Origin of the sequence: Desulfitobacterium chlororespirans DSM 11544, assembly GCF_900143285.1 — a bacterium.
In the GTDB taxonomy this organism is placed as follows: domain Bacteria; phylum Bacillota; class Desulfitobacteriia; order Desulfitobacteriales; family Desulfitobacteriaceae; genus Desulfitobacterium; species Desulfitobacterium chlororespirans.
Genome location: NZ_FRDN01000007.1, coordinates 124,653 through 147,417, shown reverse-complemented (window position 1 = coordinate 147,417; position 22,765 = coordinate 124,653). Strand labels below are relative to the sequence as shown.

Sequence of the window (22,765 nt, the reverse complement as noted above, 5' to 3'; positions counted from 1 at the left end):
GATCCGTCCTCCTTTAGTCTACGATACTCTGCATTTGCTATCCCTTTCAGAGACTGAGCGAAAGGACTTTTGTCGGGCAGGCCTGAATACAAGCGCAGCCTGCTTCTTTAATTTCTTTATTCCGGCTAAAACACAGGTCACATTTGAGGGCTTTGGTCCGGTTGTTCTTTCTTCCATCCGCTCTTTCCACAACTTCCGTGGTCATGGTGATGGAACCGAAGGGGCAGGCCCTGGCACAAAGCTTACAGCCAATACAAGTTTCCCGGTTAAGCTTGACGAGCCCCTCTTCTTGATACAGTGATCCGTTCGGGCAAACTTTAACACATGGGGCATCCTCACATTGCCGGCATTGAGTGAGCGCCACCGTAGTTCCTTGCTGCACTACACTTACTCTTGGCTTAAGCTTCATTTGGCCAGCCGCCGCTCCTTCGATCTCATATCCTGCATGGGCCAGCCCACAAGCCAGTTCACAGCTTTTGCAGCTTAAACAACGGCTGAGATCAGCATGGATGAAACGGTTCTTTCCCTTAGACATAAAGCAACACCTCCTCATCTCTCTGCCCTTTCATCGCTAGAAAGGGTGAATTATGTCGATTCATCGTACCATGAACGATTGCAGAATAATGTCAATCAGTTGACAAAAGAGAGCGAATTTTCGCTCTCCTTTGTATATAAAAACTATTCCATTGACTGCTTGGTTCTATTTCAGCTGATCATTCTTATCGAGCATCTTCTTTAACATGTCCATGTCTTTAATAATAAGGGTTCTCCTATTCACTTTCAGCAAGAGGCCGTTCTTGTAAAAATCATTGAGCAGAAAGGATACGGTCTGGCGGCTTGTTCCTAATATAGTTGAGATATCCTCCACATTTAATCCCAACTCCAGCTGAATTCCCTCAGCCACCTGACACCCTTTATCTTTGGCCGCATTGATTAAAAATTCGGCTAATCGGGTGTGGGCTTCCTGAAAGACCAAGCCATTGATAATAGTAATAGAGTTTTTCAAAAGATCCCCCAATACTTTAATCATGATCAGAGAGAATTGAGGATAGCGGGTGATCATCTCACCAAACTTTTTCGTCTTGGCCACCAACAGTACGGTGTCATTATCCAAAGCCTGGGTAAAGGCTCTGGTATGCATGGAGAAGATATCTCCTGGTTCTAAAATAGATAAGGTAAACTCCTTATCTTCATAAGATAAAAAAACCCGCACCCGTCCTTTTTTAACGAGCATGACTAAATTCTCTTCGTGATTGGGCAGAGAGATGATCTGCTTCTTTTGGAAAGTCCGCTCCTGAAATATGGATAGAAGGTCACTGTATTCCGGTGACCCCAAGGCCTCGATCAAATCAATATCGGTCAATTTCATTCTGGCAGGCATGATGCTCCACCTTTCGCTGTTATGTATGAATTTCTTTTTAATTTCCCCTATTATAACCAGCACCCTATGAACATACAAGCCCTCTCATGATTCGATAAATTATACAAATAAGCAGCATAAAACGAAAAAAGCGAGTCTGGGTTTTACGCCAAAAGACTCGCTTTTCCTTGCACTGCGCGTATCCATCAATTTCCCACTTTCTCATCCAGACATTTCAACAGAAACTTCCGCAGAGTTTTCCGATACTCCCCATACACATCCTTATCAATCATAAGCAGCAGGTTCAGCTCATAAGTCAGTTCTTTGAATGCCCTTTCCAAAGCTTCAAATTTAAAAGCAACTTTATGGGTAGCGTTCTTAATTTGGGCGGCAGTAAGGTCAGCCCTCAACTTTTGATTGCTCTTGAAGAGCGGCTTTTCTTTGAGCTTGCTGTTCTCAGCCTTCCTTTTCTCCACATCCTGCTCCAGATTTTGTTTTTCCTTCTCCAGTTCCCCAGCCTTGGCCTCCAGGTCGTCACGTTCTTTTTTCAGCTCACTGTTTTCCGCCTTTTCGCCCTCCAGAGCTTTCTGCAGCTCCCTGTTTTCCTGTTCCGTCTCCTCTTTTTCCTGCCTGGCCTGCTCCCGCTCCTTGATGGCCCTCTGCAGCTGGCGTACAGACATATTTTCGATATCCAGTTCGGCGATGAATTCTGTCCGCTCTTCTTCCGGGACATCCAGCAGAGTCAGTGCCTGGGAGTAGGATAAAATCTTCAACGTTGATGATTTTGCTTTTTCCTCCCCTGGGGAGTCCCCCCTGGCCTGCCCGTACTCCCGGGCGACTTTCATATATCTCTCTGCCGTAAGCTGAGAATAACTCACATACTCCTGCAGCCATTTTCCCCATTCTCCGTGAGGAAGAAACGCTTTGGCCTCCATCAGCCGCCGGCCTATCTCCACAGCACAGGATAACTGGATTCTCCCGCTGGACTCTTTATAGTTGTTGATCTCCGCCGCGATGATCTGCGGAGTGCGTTCCTTTACCAAATCATTCATGACAATTCCTTCCCGGGTTTTTAGTATAGTATATGGACTTGACATGACAGGTGTGACAACTTATTACACCGGCAAAGGGATTATAAAGAAATAAAAAATAAGTGCTGAGGAGGCAGTGAATAGGGAAATTCAGTCGGATTTTCAGGATTGACTTATATTTCTTACACATGTAATATATAATTATCTTACAAGTGTAAGAAATGCCGTGATAGAGTGGTAATCTATTTTGGAATATAGCGTTGGAGGTGCCTATCTTGAAGACAATCCCCCAAATCTCTGCGGCGGAACTGGAAGTCATGAAAATACTATGGGAATTAAAAAGCTGCACCAGCACTCAGATCATAGAAAGATTAGCGGAAGTATCGGACTGGAAACCCAAGACCATTCATACCTTGATTACCCGGCTGGTCTCCAAAGAGGCGGTCAGCGCCGTCAAAATCGATGGTAAATCCTATCTCTATTCGCCTGGCGTCAGTGAAGAGGAATATAAACGCTATGCCAATCAATCCTTTTTGCATAAGCTCTATAACGGTTCACTAAATCTCATGCTGGCCAGCTTCATTAAGGAGCAGCATCTATCCAAAAGCGAGATAGAAGAGCTTAAAAAAATGTTGGATGAGGAGATGTAAACATGGAAGCTATCTTTAAGATAGTTTTAACCACATCCTTCTACGGCGGCATTGTCGGGATGGTCATACTTCTTGTTAAAAATCTGTTGAAAGATAAGCTCAATCCCCGCTGGCATTATTTGCTGTGGATAGTCCTGCTGGTCAAGTTAATCATTCCCTTCGGCCCGGAAAGCGCCTTCAGTTTATATAACCTTCTTGAACCCCTGTCTCAGGAAATCAAATTTTCCTCTGTGCCGGAAGCAGTCAGCGATGCAGGCATCTATTCACCGGAGGGGACTCAAGCCGGAGATGAACGGTCTGGGCTGCCGGCCCAAGAGCCCGCTGCTTCAGCCCAAAATCTCCATACATATGTGGCAGATGCGTTCCCTACTATTTGGCTTTCAGGGTTGCTTTTGATGCTTGCCTGGTTGATCTATGCCGGTTTTTCCTTTGCCGGAAAGCTAAAGACCCATGCCCAGCCGGCGTCCCCCGCTGTTCAGTCCCTACTAGAGGAATGCAAAACAAGGGCTGAAATAAAAGGGGATATCGCTGTCTTTATTCAGGATATCGTCAAAGTTCCTTCCTTAGTCGGCATGTTTAAACCAAGGATCTTACTGACTCCGGATACGTTACGCCTGAAAGAACAGGATATTTCCTATATCCTGCTGCATGAACTCAGCCATTACAGGAGAAAGGATGTATGGGTTAACTATCTACTGCTAACCCTGCAAATTATCCATTGGTTTAATCCTGTAATCTGGTACTGTTTTATGCATATCCGCCAGGACATGGAAGTTGCGGCAGATGAGGGTGTTTTAAGTTTATTGAAGGCAAGCGAGCATAAGGAGTATGGGAAAGCCCTGCTGGCGGTGCTGGAAACGATCAATACAAAAACGCGATTAATGCCGAGATTAATCGGTATGGTCGATGAACGGAAAAATATCGAGAGAAGGATCAGGATGATTAAAATGGCTGATTTTTTTAAGAGCAGGAGAAAAAGGGTTATTCTCACCGGCATTCTCTGCGTGGTGATTTTAGGCGGCCTTTTGTGGACATCGGCTTCGGCCCGGGTAACATCTTATGATAACGGTGATGATAGCGATGCCATCTCACAAAATTCAGCGGCTCAGCCCGTGATTGGTCAATCCATTGAGGAAGCTGTAAGTCTCGCTGTTAAAGAAAAAGGGAAGGGATACCTTGAGGGAGAGGTCCTGACCGAAGGCCACAAGATACTTGAAGTCGAAGAAAAGGACGAGACAGTGATTGCCTACACTGTAGCCAGCATTGGCTGGTTTGGTTTTGAAAATGGTATCTTTACCGGGACCAGCGGCAGCGGAGCCATTCCCACCGTTATAACCTTTGCCAGGAATCCCAATGGGGAATACAGCCCGCGGCTTGTATATCATTGGCAAGTCCGGATTTTCCGGCAGCCTGATTTTTTATGACGCTATGCTGCCGGATATCACTTCTGAGGAGAGGGGGGATCGTGTCAGTTCCCATGGCTATGCCTGGGGCTATATCGGCAGCTGTATTCCCTTTGTGATCTGCCTCGGGCTGATTCTGACTGCCGATGGAACAGGTTTGGGTGCGGCTGCCGCCACCCAGCTGGCCTTCCTGATCACTGCTTTATGGTGGATTCTCTGCACCGTACCGCTTATGCGCAGCTACCGTCAGGTCTACGCTTTGGAAAGCGGCGGCCGTCCCGTTCGTGAAAGTTTATCCCGGTTATGGCATACCCTTACCCATGTGCAAAAGCATAAAAGTGTCTTTACCTTTCTGATCGCTTTCTTTCTCTATATCGACGGGGTTTATACCATTATTGCCATGGCGGCTTCCTATGGAAAAGATGTAGGCATTTCTGATCATAACCTGCTGATGGCTTTACTGCTTACTCAGGTCGTAGCCTTTCCCTTTGCCCTTCTCTTTGCGCGTCTGACGAAGAAATTTGAGGCGACAAGATTAATTTCTGCTTCGATTATCGGCTATCTGGCGATCACCTTGTTTGCCTTTCAGCTGGATAAAGCCTGGGAATTCTGGCTGCTGGCAGTCTGTGTGGCTGTCTTCCAAGGGGGAATTCAGGCTCTGTCCCGTTCTTATTTTGCGCGGATCGTACCTAAAGAAAAAGCCAATGAGTTTTTTGGAATTTTTGATATCTTTGGCAAAGGCGCTGCCTTTTTCGGTATGCTCTTGATAAGTGTCATCACCCAAATCACCGGCCATTCCCGTTTTGGTGTGCTGGGGCTGGCGGTTTTGTTTGGAGTGGGTCTCTGGGCGTTGCGCCATCATGTCCGTGAGGCCAAAAATGCTCAGGCGTTTTAGCGAAACTATCGTTCAGAAAGAAGGGAACCTATGCCGGCCTGCCTAACCCATTACCAGTTTGGCCAGGAGATTCTGGACCGACTTGACCCGGAATTAAGATCATGTGCTCTTGCTTATCAAGGGGAATTTGATGTAGGCCTTCAAGGACCGGATATCTTTTTCTTCTATAAGCCTTACCGCAAAACTGAGATTGCAGCTTACGGGGATGCTTGCCATGACCAGCCGGCCATTAAAATGTTCAGACCGATTTTGGAAAAAGTGCGCCATAAAGGGACATTGGCCTATCTGGTGGGCTTGATTTGTCACTATACTCTTGACACAAACTGTCACCCTTATGTTTACAAACACAGTTCGGACATGTCCGAGCATCACTTGATGGAAGCTGCTTATGACCGGCATATTCTCGCCCGGTCCGGACAGAATACGGCGCGGCATTGCGCAATCCCGTCCTCCGGGTTGGATTTTCAGGCCATGGCTGAACTTTGGCCCGGCATGAGCACAGCAACGATCAAAAAATGTGTATCATCTCAACGGAGTTACATCTGGCTGCTGGATCAGCCAAGGATTTTGAGTGTTTGCCAGGCTATTGCCGGCAGCCGCGGGAAATTTTCGGCTATGTCCCTGCCGGATGAGCTATCCTGGATTCAGGAAAAGTATGCCCGCAATTTAGATGTACTGTACAGCAAAGCACTTGCGGAAGGTCCGGAAAAAATCCGTCAGGCCTGGGCGCAGATGGGCACAAAGGATATGGACTTATCTGGGTTTGAATTGAATTATAAGGGAGAGGCTGCTTTTGAAGGCGCTTAAAAGAGGGAAAACGACTAAAAGAGCAAGAAGGACTAAGCACGGGGAGATGGAAGTTATGGAGAATAGCTCAATTCTAAAATCCAATGTCAAACGAGTTAACCGATTTAATGTCATCCTTATCTGGATTATATCCACCCTGCTCTCAGGGCAATCTTTTCTGACCATGGGTACGGTTTATGGAGTAAAAGTATTGGCCTGCACCTTTGGAGCAGCGCTTGTGGCAACCCTGGCGCTGCTTTTCAATTTAAAATTCAATAAACATGAGAATATTACGGCGCTTATCATTAGTTTTTCTATCGTAGTATCGGCCAGCTATCTGGGCCATATGATTCACGGGGCAACTGCGGCAACTATTTTCATTGTCTATTTAGGTTCATTGGCCATGATCGCCATGTATTTCAGAGTGAGGCTGCTCCTTACCTATGCAGTGCTGTTAAACTTGTTTCTCAGCGTTTTTTATTTTATCGATCCGCAGGGCCTGCTCGGGCCAAATTATAGTGTGATGGAGTTTGCCCGCAGGGTAGCGGTTATGGATTTAATCATCATTATTTTCTTTTTCCTTACCAAATGGGGGAATGAATATATCATGGCTTCCTATGCCAAAGAACAGGACGCTCAGGAATTATTGCTGAAATTAACAGCGGCCATGGGCAGGATCGACCAGGATACTTCTGTATTAAATGACAGTATCAGCGAGTCTTATACACATGTTCAGGACATCGAGCAAATGAGCAAACAGACCACAATGGCTGTTGAAGAAATCGCTAAAGGTGTTGGCGAGAACTCTGTGAGTACGGGGAAAATTGTCGATCAGACCAATGAGGCTGTGGCCATTATCGAAGAGACCAGGAAATTATCCACTGAAACGACGAAAGAAGCCCATATGATGAAAGATGTTGTTGTAAAAAATGCTTATGGCATCAAGGAAATGGTTGAGCAGATGAATACCATCGATACGGCGATCGGAGCAACGTTGGTCAACGTATCTGAGTTGCAGGAGCACATGACCAAAATTAACAATGCCCTTGCCAATATCACGACCATTGCAGCTCAAACCAACCTGCTTGCTTTGAATGCTGCGATTGAGGCTGCCAGAGCCGGTGAAGCGGGTAAAGGGTTTTCCGTAGTGGCCAATGAAGTCAGTAAGCTTGCCGAAATGAGCGCTACTACCGTCAAGGAAATATTTGAAATCATCGAATTGGTTCAAATGACGACAGCGGCATCCTTGGCGAAGGCTACCCACGGTAAACATGCCGTTGATGCCGGAACAGAAGTCATAGCTCAGATTCAGGAAAGATTTGAGCATCTTGAAGAATCTGCCGAATCCATCGCCGACAGCGTTAAAGAAGAAGATGCTATGATCAGTGATCTGGCCGCCGCTTTCGCAGAGATCAAAGGACAACTTGAGAATATATCCACAGTTTCGGAACAGCAGTCTGCTTCGACGGAAGAAATATTAGCTTCCATTGAGAATCAGAACAGCAAAATCAGTGAAGTAGCTCATGCTATGACTTCAATCAGTGAACTCAGCCATAACCTCAGAAGCATACTCAATGATTAGGAGATGCATCCAGAGGTTTTTACAGCCCTGAAGTTGCTGAATATACTTCCCTTATGGCCATATCTCTACTTGTCTTAGGACACTGTGCCCATCAGGAATGAGCAGATAGCCGCTGCCTTGAACAAATATGCTATAATAAATGTACATAAGAGAACAAAAGGAAACGGCAGGATTAACAGATAAGGCTGTTCAACTTTTGGACATCGGAAAACTAAAGGGAAGGAAGCTACTATGGATATTCAGCAGCTGCGTTATTTTGTGGCGGTAGCGCAATACGGTAAGGTACAGGACGCGGCCGATGCCATGTTCATCAGCCGCCAGGCGGTAAGCAAAGCCCTGGCCCAGCTGGAGAACGAACTGGGCCAGCCTTTGTTTCTGCGTACCCATAACGGCATCATGCTCAATGAGCGGGGACAACGTTTTGTAGACCGGGCGGAGGCATTGGTACGCGAGTTTGACGTTCTGAGTGCGGATATGCGGGAAGATGAGCAGGTTTGCCGTGTGCGCATCTGTTTCCCCTTCACGACATACCATTATTTCTGGAATGCACTGGAGCCCTTTCTGGTCAAAAATGAGGACCGGCTAAGGGTGGATGTCATCAACTGCCTGGATGCCCAGTGCCACATGATGTTTGAAAGCAGCCTGGTAGATATGGCTGTCTCCTTTTTGCGCTTTGGTCCGGGAACCGAGGACAGGCTGGTGGCTACTTCTCCGATCTTATTTGCTGTGAATGAAAAGAATCCACTGGCTGGTAAGGTTTCATTAGCCCTGGGTGATCTCACTCACGTTCCGCTCATTTACTATATGAACGGCTATGAGGATAGCTTTTGGCTGGATAAAAATTGCCGGAAAGGCGATTATGAGGTGAATGATATCCTGCTGGCCTTTGATCTGGTGCGTCAGAACAAAGGGGTTTTCGCAGTGCCGGAGCTGGCTGTTCTCCAACCGATGCAGGGTATCGTCTTTTTACCGTATCACGGTCCCAGCGACTACGATAACTTTTACTGTGCCGTTACCGAGCAGGCCGTCCGTGATAAAAGGCGGCGGCAGGCCTGCTTTAATCTGCGGGAAGCGTTGCTTCAAGCCGGCAGAGAAAAATAATCAAGGTGTTTTTTAAAAGATCGCTGCGCAACGTTTGGTTGCTCTGCGGTCTTTTATGTTGCTTTTTTCACAAGAGGCTTTGTGATATATAAGACATAAGGGTTCAAGAACTTTGCCCTTGGCTAAAAAAGTAGGAGAAAGAATACGGAAAAAGAGAGGTAGAAGCAGATGAGTAAGCAATTTTCACGGCGTGATTTCCTTAAGGGGGCGGCCGCTGCCGGCGCCGGTGCTATGACGATGGGCCTGACCGCTTGCAGTCCGGCAGCGGCAGGCAACAGTCCCAGCGGTGCCGGCACTGCCGACAACATGGTGCTGTCTGATCAGACATACCGCAACCTGAAGTGGAATTTTGAAGTGATGCCTGAGGAATACCCTATTCCCGAAGAGAAAATAATCAAAACTATTACTCATGATATTATCATTATCGGCTCCGGCATGTCCGGCTTGTGCACCGCTGTTTCCACTAAGGAAAGCGGCGCGGATGTTCGTGTCATTTCCGCGGGTAAGCGTCCCATCAGCCGCGGCGGCTCCAACCACGCCATCGGTTCGAAAAAGCAGAAGGAGCTGGGCATCGACTATACGCCCGACACGGCAAGCGGCCGCCATGCCGCCAAGGTGGAAAAGCACTCCGCGGCCTGCTACATCGACGAACGCAAGTGGTCCACCTGGATCAACAACTCCGGCCCCGCCATGGATTGGATGATCGATAAAATGGCCTCTAAAGGGTTGAAAGTCTGCCTGGAGCCGGGCTATGTGGACCCGGACGGTATTCTGACCGTTCCGGCTGCCTCCCACAGCTTCTACAACGAAGAAGTTCCTTTTGGTATGCTGTTTGGCGCCCCTCTGTGCGCCCAAGCCTACGCCGATATCTTCAAGGACATGGGAGGCGAGATCGATTTTCAAACCCGGGCACTCTACCTTATTCGTGATGATAATAACACCGGCCGGGTTTCCGCTGTTGTGGCGCAGAACCTGGAGACTGGGGAATATATCAAATACAGTGCCAACAGGGCAGTCGTTCTGGCCACCGGAGATTTCTCCAAGGACCCCGATATGATGGCCAAGTATTCCCCTTGGGCCTGGAATCTCTACCGTAACAGCATCGATACCACTAAAGTGGATTACGATGTAGCGCTGGCTTTTAACGGACTGTACCCGGGGGATGGCCACAAAATGGGTTTGTGGATCGGTGCGGGCTGGCAGAAGACCTATCCCAACGCTCCCATGATCAATTGCGGCGCACCGGGCCCTAAAGTCAACTCTATCGACAATTTCTGGGGTATCAACCTTACCAGCGACGGCAAGCGCTACCACAACGAAGTGACGAACTTCTCCTATGGTGCCATCGCCATCCTGCAGCTGCCCGACCATATTGCTTACTCAGTGTGGGATTCCCGCTATGCCTATATTCAGGACATCTGGGAAACCTTCGGCTGTTCAGTGAACAATGAAAACGGCATCCTGGGCGCCACACCGGAGCAGATGATCGCCGGCTGGGAAGCCGATGTGGAAGCAGGTACCTGCTGGAAAGCGAACACCATTGAGGAATTGGTGGACAAGATGGGATTTAAAGGAGAAGCCCGGGCCAATGCCATCGAATCCATCAACAATTACACCAAGTACGCCGAGCAGGGCAGGGATGAAGAATACCATGTCAATCCCTCCGTACTTCACCCTATTAAAACGCCGCCTTTTTATGCGGCCCGCACCCATTTTGGCAAGGATGCCATGACCTTCCTGTGTGTTACAGGCGGTTTGCGCACTAACGAATATATGCAGGTGTGCGAAGATGACGACACCCCCATCGATGGGCTGTTCAACACCGGTATCATGGTCGGTGACTATTATGCAGGCACCTATAATTTCGTTATGCCCGGGCAGAACCTTGGTGGTGTATGCAATTGCTTGTCTTATATCCTGGGCCGCCGTTTAGCCGATCAAAACTTCAAGTTCAGAAGCGGCAGGATCGAGCGCGTCAGCACTCCGGAAGATGAATCTGCTCAGAATGACGGATCATCCATGGCTTCTTTGGGTGGTGGGGATGCATCTTACAACGACGGTGTCTATACCGGAACTGGTTCCGGGGGGATGGGCGGCGATGTCAAAGTGGAAGTGACCATTGAGAACGGCAAACTGGCTTCGCTCACCTATACCGACAACGAGACCCCTGAAATCGGTGGCAAGGCTCTGCCCGAACTGGTTGAGCAGGCTGTTTCCGCCAACGCCGCCACTGTGGATTCCGTCTCAGGTGCCACGATGACCAGCACCGCCTTTAAAGCTGCTCTGGCCGATGCACTGACAAAGGCGGCAAAGTAAGCGCTCTGTGGAAGAGCACGTGGCTCAATCCTCAAACCAGCCTTTTCTGTTAAGCAGAAGTTCATCGGAAACGATAAAATAGAAAAGCGGCAGACAGCCGCTTTTTTCATTCTGGATTTTGCTCAAGTAAAAAATTAGGTTTGCCAACTGATCCCATCTGGGTCACTCAATCTGTCAGGAGATTCTTTTCCTTAAGGAATTCCATCAGTAATTTTCCGGTCCCCCCCGTTATTTTGAGACAGTTTCGCAAGTGCTCCGGAGTATCAAAAGTGTAAGGATTAAGTGCCCGGCAACATGTTGCTCCAAATTTCGATTCAAAAAGATCATGGAACTCTTTAGTAAGTTCATAAGAGGGTTCTCGGCTTTCTTCAGTACGGGTACGCCCTTTTAATATCCCCAGTACCATAGTCGAACCGGCCAATGCTCCACACATACATCCGGCATGGCCTAATCCTCCGCCAAAACCTGTTGCCAATTTCAATACCTCCGGACTCATGGGACTATTGCACATTTCATTAAAAGCCTTGAAGATCGATTCAGCACAGTTAAAACCTTGTTTGAAATTGTCTCCAGTCCGATTACGGGCTTCTAAAGCTAAATCCTCCATCCCTTACCACTCTCCTCTATTTTTATATTGATACTCCTATATTACTCTGAATATTCAGATAAGTACAGCAAACTATTGCAGAGTTCAGGTGCCAAAGGCATGATAAATGAGTAAGACGGGCCGAGGGGAAAAGCCTTCCATCCGGTCAGCCTTTCCCCTCGGGAACATGCCCTTCCAAAATTCGACAACATCGAATTTTGCGAATCCTAATTATCGTGAAGAATTCCTGTGAATATATTCGATTTCATTCAACAACATATCGAAATCCGTTACGTGAATTTTCCCAAGAATATCTTCTTTTTTAACCGAACCCATAAGTTCTTGCCTCGTAACGTGTATTAATTTAAACCCAAGCCCCCATGAAGGTTTCAAAAAACCTGATCTTCGCCAATTTAAAATAGGTATTTTGAATTGATCAAAATATTTAGGAGGATCATTGGGAGGAATACTTGTAGTAGATACTAAGATGAAAAGGTCTTCGCCTTCCTGCATCATGATTATGGCGGGTCTTCTCTTGGATTCCTCTGGTACATCGTCGAACCCAACATCAAAATAAAAAACATCGCCTAAACTAAACCAGTGCATCTAAGCCCTTTTACTCTCCCTCATTTACAATATATCTGTGGTCTTTATTCTTTCTATCGAACAGAAATTTCCCATCCTTAATTGCCACTGGTCGAACAGAGATTTCCTTTAATTTCTGTGATGACAGTGATGTTTTTCTATATCCCTGGTCTTTTACAGCACCGTTCATGTTCTCGTCCTCCTCATTTGACAATCTTTCTTCCTTATTATCCATATCATACCACCTTCGATAGGTTTGTTCAATAATTAGTATGCCCACAAAAGATCAAATAGAAGAGAACAATCCCTAAGATGCGTTCAGAGGCTTTTTATAGCTGCATAGTTATCAAATATAGTGCTGTATCGGCGAACGAGTGCAACCCTTTACGGCATTCTCTGTATTGTTATAAAGAGACAGTAATTCACTTTTTCCCCTCAAACCAGCCTTTTCTGTTGAGCAAAAGTTCATCTGATGTCAGATGGATGAGAAGTTCCTCCAGCGCCGAAATGCTCGCTAAAACACAGATAATGTACATCAATACCTCTGAATGTGAAAAAGAAAGCAGTAATGGGAATAGAAATAAGAGCAAACCTGTAGCTTTATTGCCATAGGTATGAAGACTTGCCAAACTGTTATATTTTATCCGGGCAACCATCATTGCCGCCAAGCGAATGACACCGATAAAAATAACCCACAGGAGAATAGCTGTCCCCGGGTTGAGGATTGGCAAAAGTATAACGAGCAATACCCCGGCCATGACCAGATCGGCCAAGGAATCAATCTTTGCCCCAAGGGTGCTTGTGGTTCCTGTCTTCCTGGCAATAAAACCATCAAGCATATCGCTGAGTCCGCAGGCAATATACATGACGTAAAAGCTCAGGCTCAATGGCTCCAGGAAAAGCAAACCCAAGGAAAGGAATATCCTGCTTAATGACAGCCAATTGGGTATTGATTTCAGCATCCGTTCATCGCTAGAGTTCATCAAACCACCCCTTAAGTGTATTATGATGTATATAATACACTGTTGCAAATCCATTAATAGTTATGATTGCTTTCATTCATTTATAGCAGTCCTGTGCCTTGCAGCTTTATTACAGAGTAATCATCAGGCAAAGACGCGGGACATCTGGTTCTCTGCTCACGATTACATAAACAGGCGGCAGTTTAGACCGAGGTCTTCAACTGCCGCCTGTTCAGCTCAATAGAGTTATTTGGCTGTCAGTTCACTGACCAGCTTGTTGTGAGCTGCCTGCTTTTCAGCAAGGCCTTTCTTATCGCTGATGATTTTTGACCATTTAATAAAGGCGTCAATCACAATGACTATGAAAAGCCCGGCCAGTACGATGGAAATAATAGAATTGACGGTCTTGCCCCCGGGTATATAGACCTGGGTCAGATTAAAATAGGAAGCATATAAGGTTGTGATCGAGAGGAAGACAAAGGGAATGAAAGTCGCTAAAGCGTAAGATATTCTCCCGGTATTTTTGAGGATAAGCGTTGTTCCAACGACTAAGCCCAGGGAAGCAAGGAGCTGATTGGAGACACCGAAGAGGGGCCAGACCGTGGAGATATCTCCTCCGTAAAGCAAGTAACCCCAGGCAAAAGAGACCAGTGCCGCAGAAATCAGTGCTCCCGGCATCCAATTCACTTGCTTAAAAGGTTTATAAATCGCTCCAATCATATCCTGAACCACATAACGGGCGGAACGGGTTCCGGCATCCACCGCTGTTAGAATGAATACCGCTTCAAACATGATGGCAAACTGATACCAATAGGCGATCAGATGATTCAAACCGGGAATATTGCTGAAGACATAGGACATGCCCACGGCCAGGGAAACGGCTCCGCCGGGACGCCCCGCCAATTCTTCACCAATCAGTTGGGAAAGCATGGGCAGTTTATCGACAGCCATCCCCAGCTTGGCAAAAACCTCAGGAGAAGTGTTGATGGCAAAGTAATCACCGACAGGAAGCGCTGAAGCAGCGATTAAAGCCATGATGGCCACAAAAGACTCAACAAGCATCCCGCCAAAACCGACGATTTTAATATCCCTCTCATTATCCAGGATTTTGGGAGTCGTTCCGGCGGCAATGGTGCTGTGGAACCCGGAAATTGCTCCACAGGCGATGGTGATGAACACAAAGGGCCAAACCTTGCCGGCGATGATGGGGCCGCCTCCATTGATGAATTCAGTGACAGCCGGCATTTCCAGAACCGGGTTAACAATAATAATGCCTAAAGCCAGCGCTCCGATGGTACCGATTTTCAGATAGGAACTCAGGTAATCCCGAGGAGCCAGGAGGAGCCAGACCGGCAAAGCAGCGGCGAAGAAAGCATAAATAGGGAGCCCCAGCTTGATCACGGTTTCACTGTAGTTGAAAAACACACCAAGGGCCGAACCCTTCACATAGGGTCCGAAAAAAACAGCCAGAAGGATTAGAACGACACCGATGAAAGAGGCTTCACCAAGTTTTCCGGGGCGAAGATAACGCATATAAATTCCGATAAAAATGGCAATGGGGATGGTCATTGTTACAGTAAATGTCCCCCAGGGATTGTGTTTGAGGGCGTGGACGATGACAATGGAAAGCCCGGCCATAGTGATAAGCAGAACGAATAAGACCGCGATCCCAGCTGCGACCCCGGTAATAGGGCCGATTTCTTTTTTGGAGATTTGTGCCAAAGATTCTCCATTGTGACGTATTGAAGCAAAGAGGACCACCATATCATGGACCGCGCCTCCCAGCACCCCGCCGATCAGAATCCAAAGAGCACCGGGGAGGAAGCCAAATTGGGCTGCCAGAACCGGACCGACCAAGGGCCCCGCTGCGGCAATAGCGGCAAAGTGGTGGCCGAAGGTTACCCAGCGGTTGGTGGGAACAAAGTCATGGCCATCCTCGAGGCGCCTGGCTGGTGTGGGAAGATTGGGGTTGACTGCCAGAACTTTAGCAGCCAGGAACGTTCCATAGAGTCTGTACCCCAACACCAGTACACATGCTGCAGCAATAAGCAGATAAAGGGCATGCATTTTTTTCACTCCTTCTCTTTCTCAGTTTGTTTCGCTAATTGCGACAACATTAGTATACTTGCCGTCCTCTATTTCGAATGAATTGCTGCAAAAAACATAAGAAACAGTGTTTAACAAGCAGGATTTCCTGTTTGACCTGAGGGCAGAGCATGGCGGCAGGATCTCCTGGCATTGGTTCGAAGTCAAAAAGCAGTAAAAATAAAAACGATTCCAATCCTCTGTCAAGGATTAGAATCGTCAAAAGCTGGGCGGAAGTAAAGACCGGCTAAAAATTCAAGCGCTGGCGTACCTCTTTCAGATAAGTCCGGCTCACTGGAACAGAAGAGGCCTTGTCATCGGCCATCAGCAGATTATAGGTTCCGTTAAACCAGGGGATCACCTCGCGGACCTTGTCCGGATTGACCAGATAACTTTTGTGGGTGCGTAAAAAACCCAGCTTATCTTCCAGCTCACAGAGATTATAGTTGGTTTTGTATTCTTCGTTGCAGGTCATGATCATGACATGACGCGCAGTGATAGAACAGAAGATGATTTCCTGAGGATTCAGCAATAGAATCCGTTCGTTCAGCTCTACCGGTATTTTCGCGTCCCGGGGCTTCTCCAGCAGAGCCAGAATGCGGTTCAGAGAATCGGCAGCAGGCCGGCTGAGGAGGCGTCGGATTTTTTCCATGGTCATCTGCAGGCGTTCTTCATCAAAAGGCTTGAGGATGTAATCCACCGCATTGACCTGAAAGGCTTCCAGTGCATGCTGATCATAGGCTGTGGCAAAAATAATGATGGGAAGCTCTGAAGGCTTGAGCATGGTCAGCAGTTCCCGGCATACGGCGAGTCCGGTCATATCCGGCATCTGAATATCGAGAAAAACAACCTGGGGCCTCAGCTTAAGTATTTTCCGGAGGGCTTCCTGACCATTGTCGGCCGTATCATCGATAACCACCCCTGGTACCCGTTCCAGCAGAAAGATCAATTCATCCCTGGCCGGAGCCTCGTCATCCACAACAAGTACATGGATCATTCTTCAGTCACCTCGCCGTTTTCTAATATTGTCTATTCTCTGATTATGACTTATTCTATTAAATAAAGAGCGCCTGAGTCAACCGCTGAATCATCGGATTGGCGGCGAAAATTGGTTGCCTCCTGAAATCATCAACCGGTGCCTCAGTGGTCAATTGCTGAACGAACCGGCAGAAAGGAGCGTACTGACTGTGTATCTGCTGTTTCTCATGATTGAACATATAGGACTGATTGTGGCGATCGCCTTTATCCTGACGCGCTTCAGTATGTTCCGCGACCTGATGGACCATAAGCATGATTCCTGGACTCTGGTCAAGCTTGCTATTCTGTTTGGCTTGTTTGGAATTATCGGAACCTATACGGGAATTTCTGTCCAGATTAAATCCGATGCTCTTTTCTGGATTCCCCGTGTTGACACGATGGCTTTTGATGAAGCTCTGGCCAACTCGCGGGTTGTCGGTGTGGTCATCGGAGGGTTGTTGGGAGGCCCCTGGGTAGGCTTGGGAGCAGGGGTCATTGCCGGTCTGCACCGGATTACCCTGGGTGGATTTACCGCGCTGGCTTGTGGGATGGCCACGATTGTTGAAGGTCTGCTGGCCGGTTTTGTGCATATGAAACTGGGCAACCGCCGCATTATTACCCCGGGTAAAGCCCTGCTGACCGGAATTGTGGCTGAGATGATGCAGATGGTGATTATTCTGCTCATCGCCAGACCCTGGGAAAACGCTTTGGCTCTGGTTCAGGTTATTGCTTTGCCGATGATTCTGGCCAATAGTGCTGGCATAGCTATTTTCGTGGTGATTATCCGCTCTGCGGTTATTGAAGAGGATAGGATTGAAGCGAGCCAGGCCCAAAAGCTCCTGGGTATTACGGATCAGATGCTGATTCATCTCCAAACCGGGTTGACTGAAGCTTCGGCCACCGAGATATCCAAGCTGCTTTTGAAAACCACGGGGGTATCTGCTGTTTCCATTACCGATCATGAGAAGATTCTTTCTCATGTGGGAATTGGGGATGACCATCATCTTCCCGGTCACGCCGTATTGACGGAAGCAACCAAGCGGGTTTTGCAGAGCGGCAAAATGTCCATTCCCAAATCCATTGATGAAATTCACTGCCCGGAAAAAGGCTGCCCTCTGGCGGTAGCGATCATCGTGCCGCTGAAAAAAGCGGGTGAGGTGGTCGGGGTGCTTAAATTCTACTTTTCCAACCCCAAGCAGATAAAGCCGGTTGATGAAGAGGTGGCCCAGGGGCTGGGCAGGCTTTTGTCCCACCAGCTGGAAGTGGTCTCCGCCCGCAATCAGGCTCAATTGATCCGCGAAGCGGAAATTAAAGCCCTGCAAGCCCAAATCAATCCCCATTTTCTCTTTAATTCCTTAAATACGATCGTTTCCCTGATCCGGAGCCAGCCGGATTCAGCGCGCAAGCTGCTGATTCAGCTCGGGCATTTCTTCCGTCAGAATCTCAACGCTTCTCTCCATGAGTTTGTCACGCTCAGACAAGAGTTTGCTCACGCCCGGGCCTATCTGGATATCGAGCAGGCTCGCTTTGGCCAGCGTTTAAGCGTGAAAACCGAACTTAACCCTCAGCTTGAGGAGGTGCCCCTGCCGCCCCTTACCCTGCAGCCTTTGATCGAGAACGGGATCAGGCATGGTCTTAAGGGCTTGGAACGAATCGGGGAGCTCATTATCAGTGTTCGGGAAGAGGACGGATATGCGCTGATCGCTATTCGGGATAATGGGATTGGCATCTCTCCGGAACGAGTCGGGGAGCTTCTGCACAGCCGGATTCAATCTCAGGAGGGAACGGGATTGGCTTTATACAATGTCAACCAGCGGCTGATTCATCATTTTGGAGAGGAAGCGGGCCTGCATATCGAAAGCGAATTGGAAAAAGGGACTTGTATCTGGTTCAAAGTCCCAATACACAAAGCCTTAGATTTAGAAATGAAAACGCTTAATCAATATTAGGTAAAAGTACTATATTTTACTCATAAGCATTACTAAGATCATTGTTTCTTAAATTTAACAGGAGCGCCAAGGCTAGGGGAAGCTATTCGTCTGGTTTGAGTAGAATCAAATTAACTATGCTCTGATGGATATTAAGAAATTGCAAAATATTCTTATAATGGCTATAATTAAGATATTGCTTAAAGAGAGTACAACAATAGCTGGTGACTATTTTAGCAATATAAAAATGAGGAGTGAGAGAAATGGAATGGCTGACCCTAAGTATTGATGGGCGCGAAGTCAGCGTACCTAAAGGAACGACTGTGCTGGAAGCTTGCCGAATGCATGATATCACGATTCCTACCTTGTGCCACGACCCGGAGCTTACCCCTGCCGGAGCCTGCCGCCTGTGTGTCGTTCAGATTGAAGGCATGCGCAATCTGCCGCCATCCTGTGTTACCCAAGCAACCCAGGGCATGGTGGTTCATACTCAAAATGAGAAAGTAAGAAAAGCGCGCAAAACTATTTTAGAGCTGTTGGTGGCCAATCACCCATTGGACTGTATGACCTGCCAGAAAATGGGCGATTGCTCTTTAGCTGAGTATGCCTATGAGTACGGGGTAAAGGGTGAAATATACCGGGGAGAGAGGCGGCGGCTTCCCATCGAAGATTCCAATCCTTATATTTTGCGGGATCTGAACAAATGCATCCTGTGCGGAAAATGTGTTGCCACATGTGGAGCTGTGGCAGAAAGAAGTGTCATCGGGTTTGCCAATCGTGGTTTTCATGCCAAAGTGGCTACCGTTATGGATACCGACCTGAAGGATTCCACTTGTGTCTACTGTAACCGCTGTGTGGCCGTTTGTCCGGTTGGAGCTTTAATTGATAAAAACACCCTTGGTAAAGGCAGAGCCTGGGAGGTCCGGAAAGAAGAAGTCATCTGCACCTTCTGTGAAGCAGGTTGTAAGTTCGAAATCAATTCCAAAGACGGCAAAGTCATCGCAGTTACTGCCAAATCAGCATCCAGTGGACGGCCTCTCTGTCTCAAAGGGCGGATTGGTTCTGATTTCCGTTATAACCCCGAGCGCAAAGAAAAACCCTTTGTCAATAAGGATGGAGAGTTTGTCCAAATTACCTGGGCGGAATTCCTGGGACTGGGGGATATTGCCGAGAAGCTTGCCTTGCTGGCGGAGTAACAGGCTGGTTGTTTGATACTGTTGACAGCATGATAGCATCTTTTGCAGACGGCGACTGGCGGATGTCAGAAGCCGTCTTGTTGTTCATACACCATATGGCTAATACTTTATCTATCCTGGGAGATCGGACTAGATGCTAAAGCTAACGGCCTGCATCTGCAGACCGTTTAGTTTTTCCGCTACTTGCCTCTGTGCTTAGCTTTGGCTTTAAGAGGTCGAAGTTGACAACACAAGAGGGGAGAAAGCTTGAGCAATTTGCCCTGGAGAACATGGTCATAAGGCAAACTATCCCAGACATATAGTATTAGAAAGGGAATGCCTTGGAGGTGAGGAGGGTGCTGTCCCCCAGCCTGGAAGATTACTTGGAAGAAATCTACCGGTTTTCTATGGAGAATAGTGTGGTAAGAGTAACGGATATCAGCAAGAAGCTGGGCGTATCTCTGCCCTCGGTGTCCAAGGCTCTGCATAAACTCAATAATCAGGGTTATATCAATTATCACCGCTATGGTGAAATTGTCCTTACCGAGCAGGGATGTCTGAAAGGCAATTACTTAGTGGAGAGAAACCAAATGCTGCAAGAGTTTCTGGCCCTGATTCAAAGCCAATGCGATATTCCCGCTGAAACTGAAGCCATCGAGCACTATATATCGGATTCAACGATCCAATCCTTACGCCGGCTGGTTACTTTTTTTAAGGAAAACCCAGCTTGCTATGAAGCTTTCCTCCGCTTTGAGTATAAACAAAATTAAACATAGATTTGAATAACGGTCAGGCTTTTTCTGAACGTTTCTTTTTTTCGCAAAAATAGATAATAATTACTAAAAAATAATCTGATAAAAATTGTATAAATTCAATAATTGAATTATAATGTGAATATTGGTATATACTTAGGTTTTAAGTCGAATTTTAATGGTATGAGGAGGAATGAGATGAAGAAACAATTGTTGACCATGGTGCTTTGGATGATAACAGCAGGCACCTTGATAGCTTGCTCCCCTCAAACAGAGAATGCTCAGTTTGTTGAGGAGCCAAAAACCCGGTTAATATCCGGTACCTACCGCGCTGAGTTCGACCAGCCTGACAGCCGGGGTTGGACGCCATTTTTGATTATGGAAATAAATGATGAAGGAAAAATCGCGGCGGTCAATTTTGATTACATATCTACGGAGGGAGCCTTCAAAACCCAGGATGCCGACTATAACCAACGGATGACGGCTGCCAACGGACTAGGCCCCAAGACATATTGCCCGCGCTTTGCCAAGAATCTGATCATCTATCAGGATCCGGCTCAGGTAGACGGAATCACCGGTGCCACTTCCTCCTCCCAGGAGTTTAAGCAGTTGGCCCAGGCAGCCTATGCTGCGGCGGAAAAGGGCAGCCAAGGGACGGTTTATCTCTCCCATATACCGGAAGGCAGCCAGGAGAGCGGGGAGGGAGACTCATGAAAGCTATTGCTAATCTTAAGGTCAGTACCAAGCTGGTGATGAGCTTCTGCTTGCTGGCCCTGATCACCTTTGCGGTGGGAGGGCTGGGGGTCTTTAATACACTCCGCCTCCAGGAAATGGATCAGGAACTATACACTTATCAGACCTTGCCTTTGCTGGAGCTGCGGGTAATTCACGGCTCATTCGAAGAAAACAGGGCATACATCAGAGATATTATCCTGGAAGAAGATCCTGCTCAGATCGAAACCCACTTAAAAGCCATTGAGCAAAACAGGCAAAAAATTGACCAGGCGCTGGCAACCTTTGAACAAAGCCTGCGCACCGAAGAGGAGACGCTGCAGTTTACTTATCTGGACAATGTCCTGGAAAATTTCGATTACCACCTGGACCAAGTGATGGAACTTTGCCGCCATGGCAACAAAACCTTTGCATATACCGTATTAGCTCAGGATGGCCCGAAGCTCTCGGCCAATTTCAGCGCAGCCATCGATAATTTGTCCCTGATTAAGGAACAAACCGGCCATGAGGTGGCGGCTGCCAATAAAGCAAGGGCTGAATCCGCCTTCTGGCAGACGATAATTTTTGTGCTGGGGGCTGGAGTCCTGGCTGTCGTACTGGGTGTCACCATTTCCAGACTGATCAGCACCCCGCTGTCCGCTTTGGCCAAGGCGGCCAATGAGATTGCTTCAGGCAATTTAGTCAGCCAAATTCCGGCCAAGTACCGGACAGCCAAAGATGAAATCGGGCAGTTGGGTATGGTATTTCAGACAATGGCTGAGAATATCCGGAATTTAATTCACCAGGTTCAGGAATCGGCCGGAATGGTAGCCGCATCTTCCGAGGAGTTAAACGCCGGCGCCGGACATGCTGCCGAGGCCGGCTCCCAGGTTGCCCATGCGGTCAGCGCAACTGCCGATGGTGCGCAAATACAGGTTACCGCTTTGTCTGAGACCATGGCAACCGTGGAAAATATGGCCAAAGTAATAGAGCAAATCGCGGCCAACAGCACCAGCGCGACGCTGATCGCTGAAAAGGCTGCCCAGGCAGCGGTTCAGGGCAGCAACAAAATCGACACAGTGGTCGTCAAAATGGCGGATATCAAACAAAGTGTTGAACATTCCGCTTTGGTCGTCTCAGAATTAGGAACCCGATCCAAGGAAATCGATCAGATTGTGTCAACCATTTCCGGATTGGCGGCTCAAACTAACCTTCTGGCGCTCAATGCCGCTATTGAGGCGGCCAGGGCTGGTGAAGAAGGGCGCGGATTCTCTGTTGTCGCCGAGGAAGTCCGCAAATTGGCCGAGCAATCCCAACAGGCCGCCAAACAGATTGCCGTTCTGATCCAATCCATCCAGCTGGATACGCAAAGGGCCATGACTGCTATGACGGAAGGGACTTCCGAAGTGCAGGCCGGCTATGCTGCCGTCAATGAGGCCGGTGCTGCTTTTGCTGATATTGCGTCCTTGGTTCACACGGCATCCGATCAGATCATGGAGATATCGGCCGGTGTGGAGGGCATGTCTATGAACAGCCATAGTATGGTTAATTCAGTCAGCAAGGTAGAGGAAATCAGTCGGCAGACCTCCGACCAAACCCAGATGGTGTCGGCAGCTACCCAGGAGCAGTCTTCCGCCCTGACGGAAATTGCCTCGTCAAGCGGAGCCCTGGCTCAGTTGGCTGATCAGCTGCAGCAGGCAGTAAGCCGTTTTAAAATAACCTAATCCATAACCACTCACTTTACGGGGGCGTTTTCTGTATAAACTGCAGGAAACGGCCCCTTTGCTGTTCCGGGGAATGGTGACAGCGGCTTTATTCCTCAAACAGCATGGTTTCTTTA

At 47.8% G+C, this 22,765-nt stretch carries 21 protein-coding genes; 12 read left to right on the top strand and 9 right to left on the bottom strand.

All coding sequences use genetic code 11. The features are described from left to right. Nucleotides 1-46: 46 nt before the first annotated feature. From BUA14_RS11435 to BUA14_RS11425, 3 genes are all read right to left on the bottom strand, one after another. Nucleotides 47-535: a 4Fe-4S dicluster domain-containing protein gene (locus BUA14_RS11435; RefSeq protein WP_072772720.1), complete on the bottom strand. Its 489-nt coding sequence runs from the start codon at nt 533-535 to the stop codon at nt 47-49. Nucleotides 536-700: 165 nt separating this feature from the next. Then, nucleotides 701-1,381: a Crp/Fnr family transcriptional regulator gene (locus tag BUA14_RS11430; RefSeq protein ID WP_015944790.1), complete on the bottom strand. Its 681-nt coding sequence runs from the start codon at nt 1,379-1,381 to the stop codon at nt 701-703. Between the two features lie 185 nt (nt 1,382-1,566). Continuing rightward, the gene (locus tag BUA14_RS11425; protein WP_072772719.1) at nt 1,567-2,412 is read right to left on the bottom strand and encodes a DUF3102 domain-containing protein; all 846 of its coding nucleotides are present in this window, start codon (nt 2,410-2,412) and stop codon (nt 1,567-1,569) included. Nucleotides 2,413-2,666: 254 nt separating this feature from the next. Between BUA14_RS11425 and BUA14_RS11420 the strand changes: the two genes are divergently transcribed. From BUA14_RS11420 to BUA14_RS11390, 7 genes are all read left to right on the top strand, one after another. Further along, nucleotides 2,667-3,041: a BlaI/MecI/CopY family transcriptional regulator gene (locus BUA14_RS11420; RefSeq protein ID WP_072772718.1), complete on the top strand. Its 375-nt coding sequence runs from the start codon at nt 2,667-2,669 to the stop codon at nt 3,039-3,041. 2 nt (nt 3,042-3,043) lie between these two features. Next, nucleotides 3,044-4,465, top strand: a complete 1,422-nt coding sequence (locus tag BUA14_RS11415; RefSeq protein WP_242954635.1) for a M56 family metallopeptidase — start codon at nt 3,044-3,046, stop codon at nt 4,463-4,465. Further along, nucleotides 4,395-5,339, top strand: coding sequence for an MFS transporter (locus BUA14_RS11410; protein WP_242954634.1), 945 nt, complete (start codon nt 4,395-4,397; stop codon nt 5,337-5,339). The genes BUA14_RS11415 and BUA14_RS11410 overlap by 71 nt, the downstream gene beginning before the upstream one ends. A gap of 30 nt (nt 5,340-5,369) precedes the next feature. Beyond that, entirely contained in the window at nt 5,370-6,146 is a 777-nt protein-coding gene (locus tag BUA14_RS11405) for a zinc dependent phospholipase C family protein (protein WP_072772717.1), read from the top strand. 55 nt (nt 6,147-6,201) lie between these two features. Continuing rightward, nucleotides 6,202-7,707 carry a methyl-accepting chemotaxis protein gene (locus BUA14_RS11400; protein WP_072772911.1) on the top strand — a complete coding sequence of 502 codons (1,506 nt, stop codon included), beginning with the start codon at nt 6,202-6,204 and terminating at the stop codon, nt 7,705-7,707. Between the two features lie 231 nt (nt 7,708-7,938). Then, nucleotides 7,939-8,808, top strand: coding sequence for a LysR family transcriptional regulator (locus BUA14_RS11395; RefSeq protein ID WP_072772716.1), 870 nt, complete (start codon nt 7,939-7,941; stop codon nt 8,806-8,808). Nucleotides 8,809-8,976: 168 nt separating this feature from the next. Further along, nucleotides 8,977-11,124, top strand: coding sequence for an FAD-binding protein (locus BUA14_RS11390; RefSeq protein WP_072772715.1), 2,148 nt, complete (start codon nt 8,977-8,979; stop codon nt 11,122-11,124). A gap of 166 nt (nt 11,125-11,290) precedes the next feature. Here the strand turns inward: BUA14_RS11390 and BUA14_RS11385 are convergent, their stop codons facing one another. From BUA14_RS11385 to BUA14_RS11360, 6 genes are all read right to left on the bottom strand, one after another. Continuing rightward, a complete protein-coding gene (locus tag BUA14_RS11385) occupies nt 11,291-11,731 on the bottom strand; it encodes a C-GCAxxG-C-C family (seleno)protein (protein ID WP_072772714.1) in 441 nt (146 codons plus the stop codon). Nucleotides 11,732-11,941: 210 nt separating this feature from the next. Further along, the gene (locus BUA14_RS11380; protein ID WP_015944782.1) at nt 11,942-12,316 is read right to left on the bottom strand and encodes a hypothetical protein; all 375 of its coding nucleotides are present in this window, start codon (nt 12,314-12,316) and stop codon (nt 11,942-11,944) included. Between the two features lie 10 nt (nt 12,317-12,326). Further along, nucleotides 12,327-12,530 carry a hypothetical protein gene (locus tag BUA14_RS11375; RefSeq protein WP_005813162.1) on the bottom strand — a complete coding sequence of 68 codons (204 nt, stop codon included), beginning with the start codon at nt 12,528-12,530 and terminating at the stop codon, nt 12,327-12,329. Between the two features lie 187 nt (nt 12,531-12,717). After that, entirely contained in the window at nt 12,718-13,278 is a 561-nt protein-coding gene (locus BUA14_RS11370) for a CDP-alcohol phosphatidyltransferase family protein (RefSeq protein ID WP_072772713.1), read from the bottom strand. Between the two features lie 225 nt (nt 13,279-13,503). Then, nucleotides 13,504-15,324, bottom strand: a complete 1,821-nt coding sequence (locus BUA14_RS11365) for a carbon starvation CstA family protein (RefSeq protein ID WP_072772712.1) — start codon at nt 15,322-15,324, stop codon at nt 13,504-13,506. A 265-nt stretch (nt 15,325-15,589) separates the two neighbouring features. Beyond that, complete coding sequence (locus tag BUA14_RS11360) at nt 15,590-16,339, bottom strand: LytR/AlgR family response regulator transcription factor (protein ID WP_072772711.1); 750 nt, start codon at nt 16,337-16,339, stop codon at nt 15,590-15,592. A 115-nt stretch (nt 16,340-16,454) separates the two neighbouring features. Between BUA14_RS11360 and BUA14_RS11355 the strand changes: the two genes are divergently transcribed. The 5 genes from BUA14_RS11355 to BUA14_RS11335 all read left to right on the top strand — a co-directional run bounded on the left by BUA14_RS11355 (nt 16,455) and on the right by BUA14_RS11335 (nt 22,649). Continuing rightward, nucleotides 16,455-18,308 carry a LytS/YhcK type 5TM receptor domain-containing protein gene (locus tag BUA14_RS11355; RefSeq protein ID WP_242954633.1) on the top strand — a complete coding sequence of 618 codons (1,854 nt, stop codon included), beginning with the start codon at nt 16,455-16,457 and terminating at the stop codon, nt 18,306-18,308. A gap of 242 nt (nt 18,309-18,550) precedes the next feature. Continuing rightward, entirely contained in the window at nt 18,551-19,483 is a 933-nt protein-coding gene (locus BUA14_RS11350) for an NADH-quinone oxidoreductase subunit G (protein ID WP_072772710.1), read from the top strand. Nucleotides 19,484-19,818: 335 nt separating this feature from the next. Continuing rightward, entirely contained in the window at nt 19,819-20,232 is a 414-nt protein-coding gene (locus BUA14_RS11345) for a metal-dependent transcriptional regulator (RefSeq protein WP_072772709.1), read from the top strand. A 180-nt stretch (nt 20,233-20,412) separates the two neighbouring features. Next, complete coding sequence (locus BUA14_RS11340; RefSeq protein ID WP_072772708.1) at nt 20,413-20,928, top strand: FMN-binding protein; 516 nt, start codon at nt 20,413-20,415, stop codon at nt 20,926-20,928. Next, nucleotides 20,925-22,649 carry a methyl-accepting chemotaxis protein gene (locus BUA14_RS11335; protein ID WP_072772707.1) on the top strand — a complete coding sequence of 575 codons (1,725 nt, stop codon included), beginning with the start codon at nt 20,925-20,927 and terminating at the stop codon, nt 22,647-22,649. Before BUA14_RS11340 ends, BUA14_RS11335 begins: the two co-directional genes overlap by 4 nt. Nucleotides 22,650-22,765 lie beyond the last annotated feature (116 nt).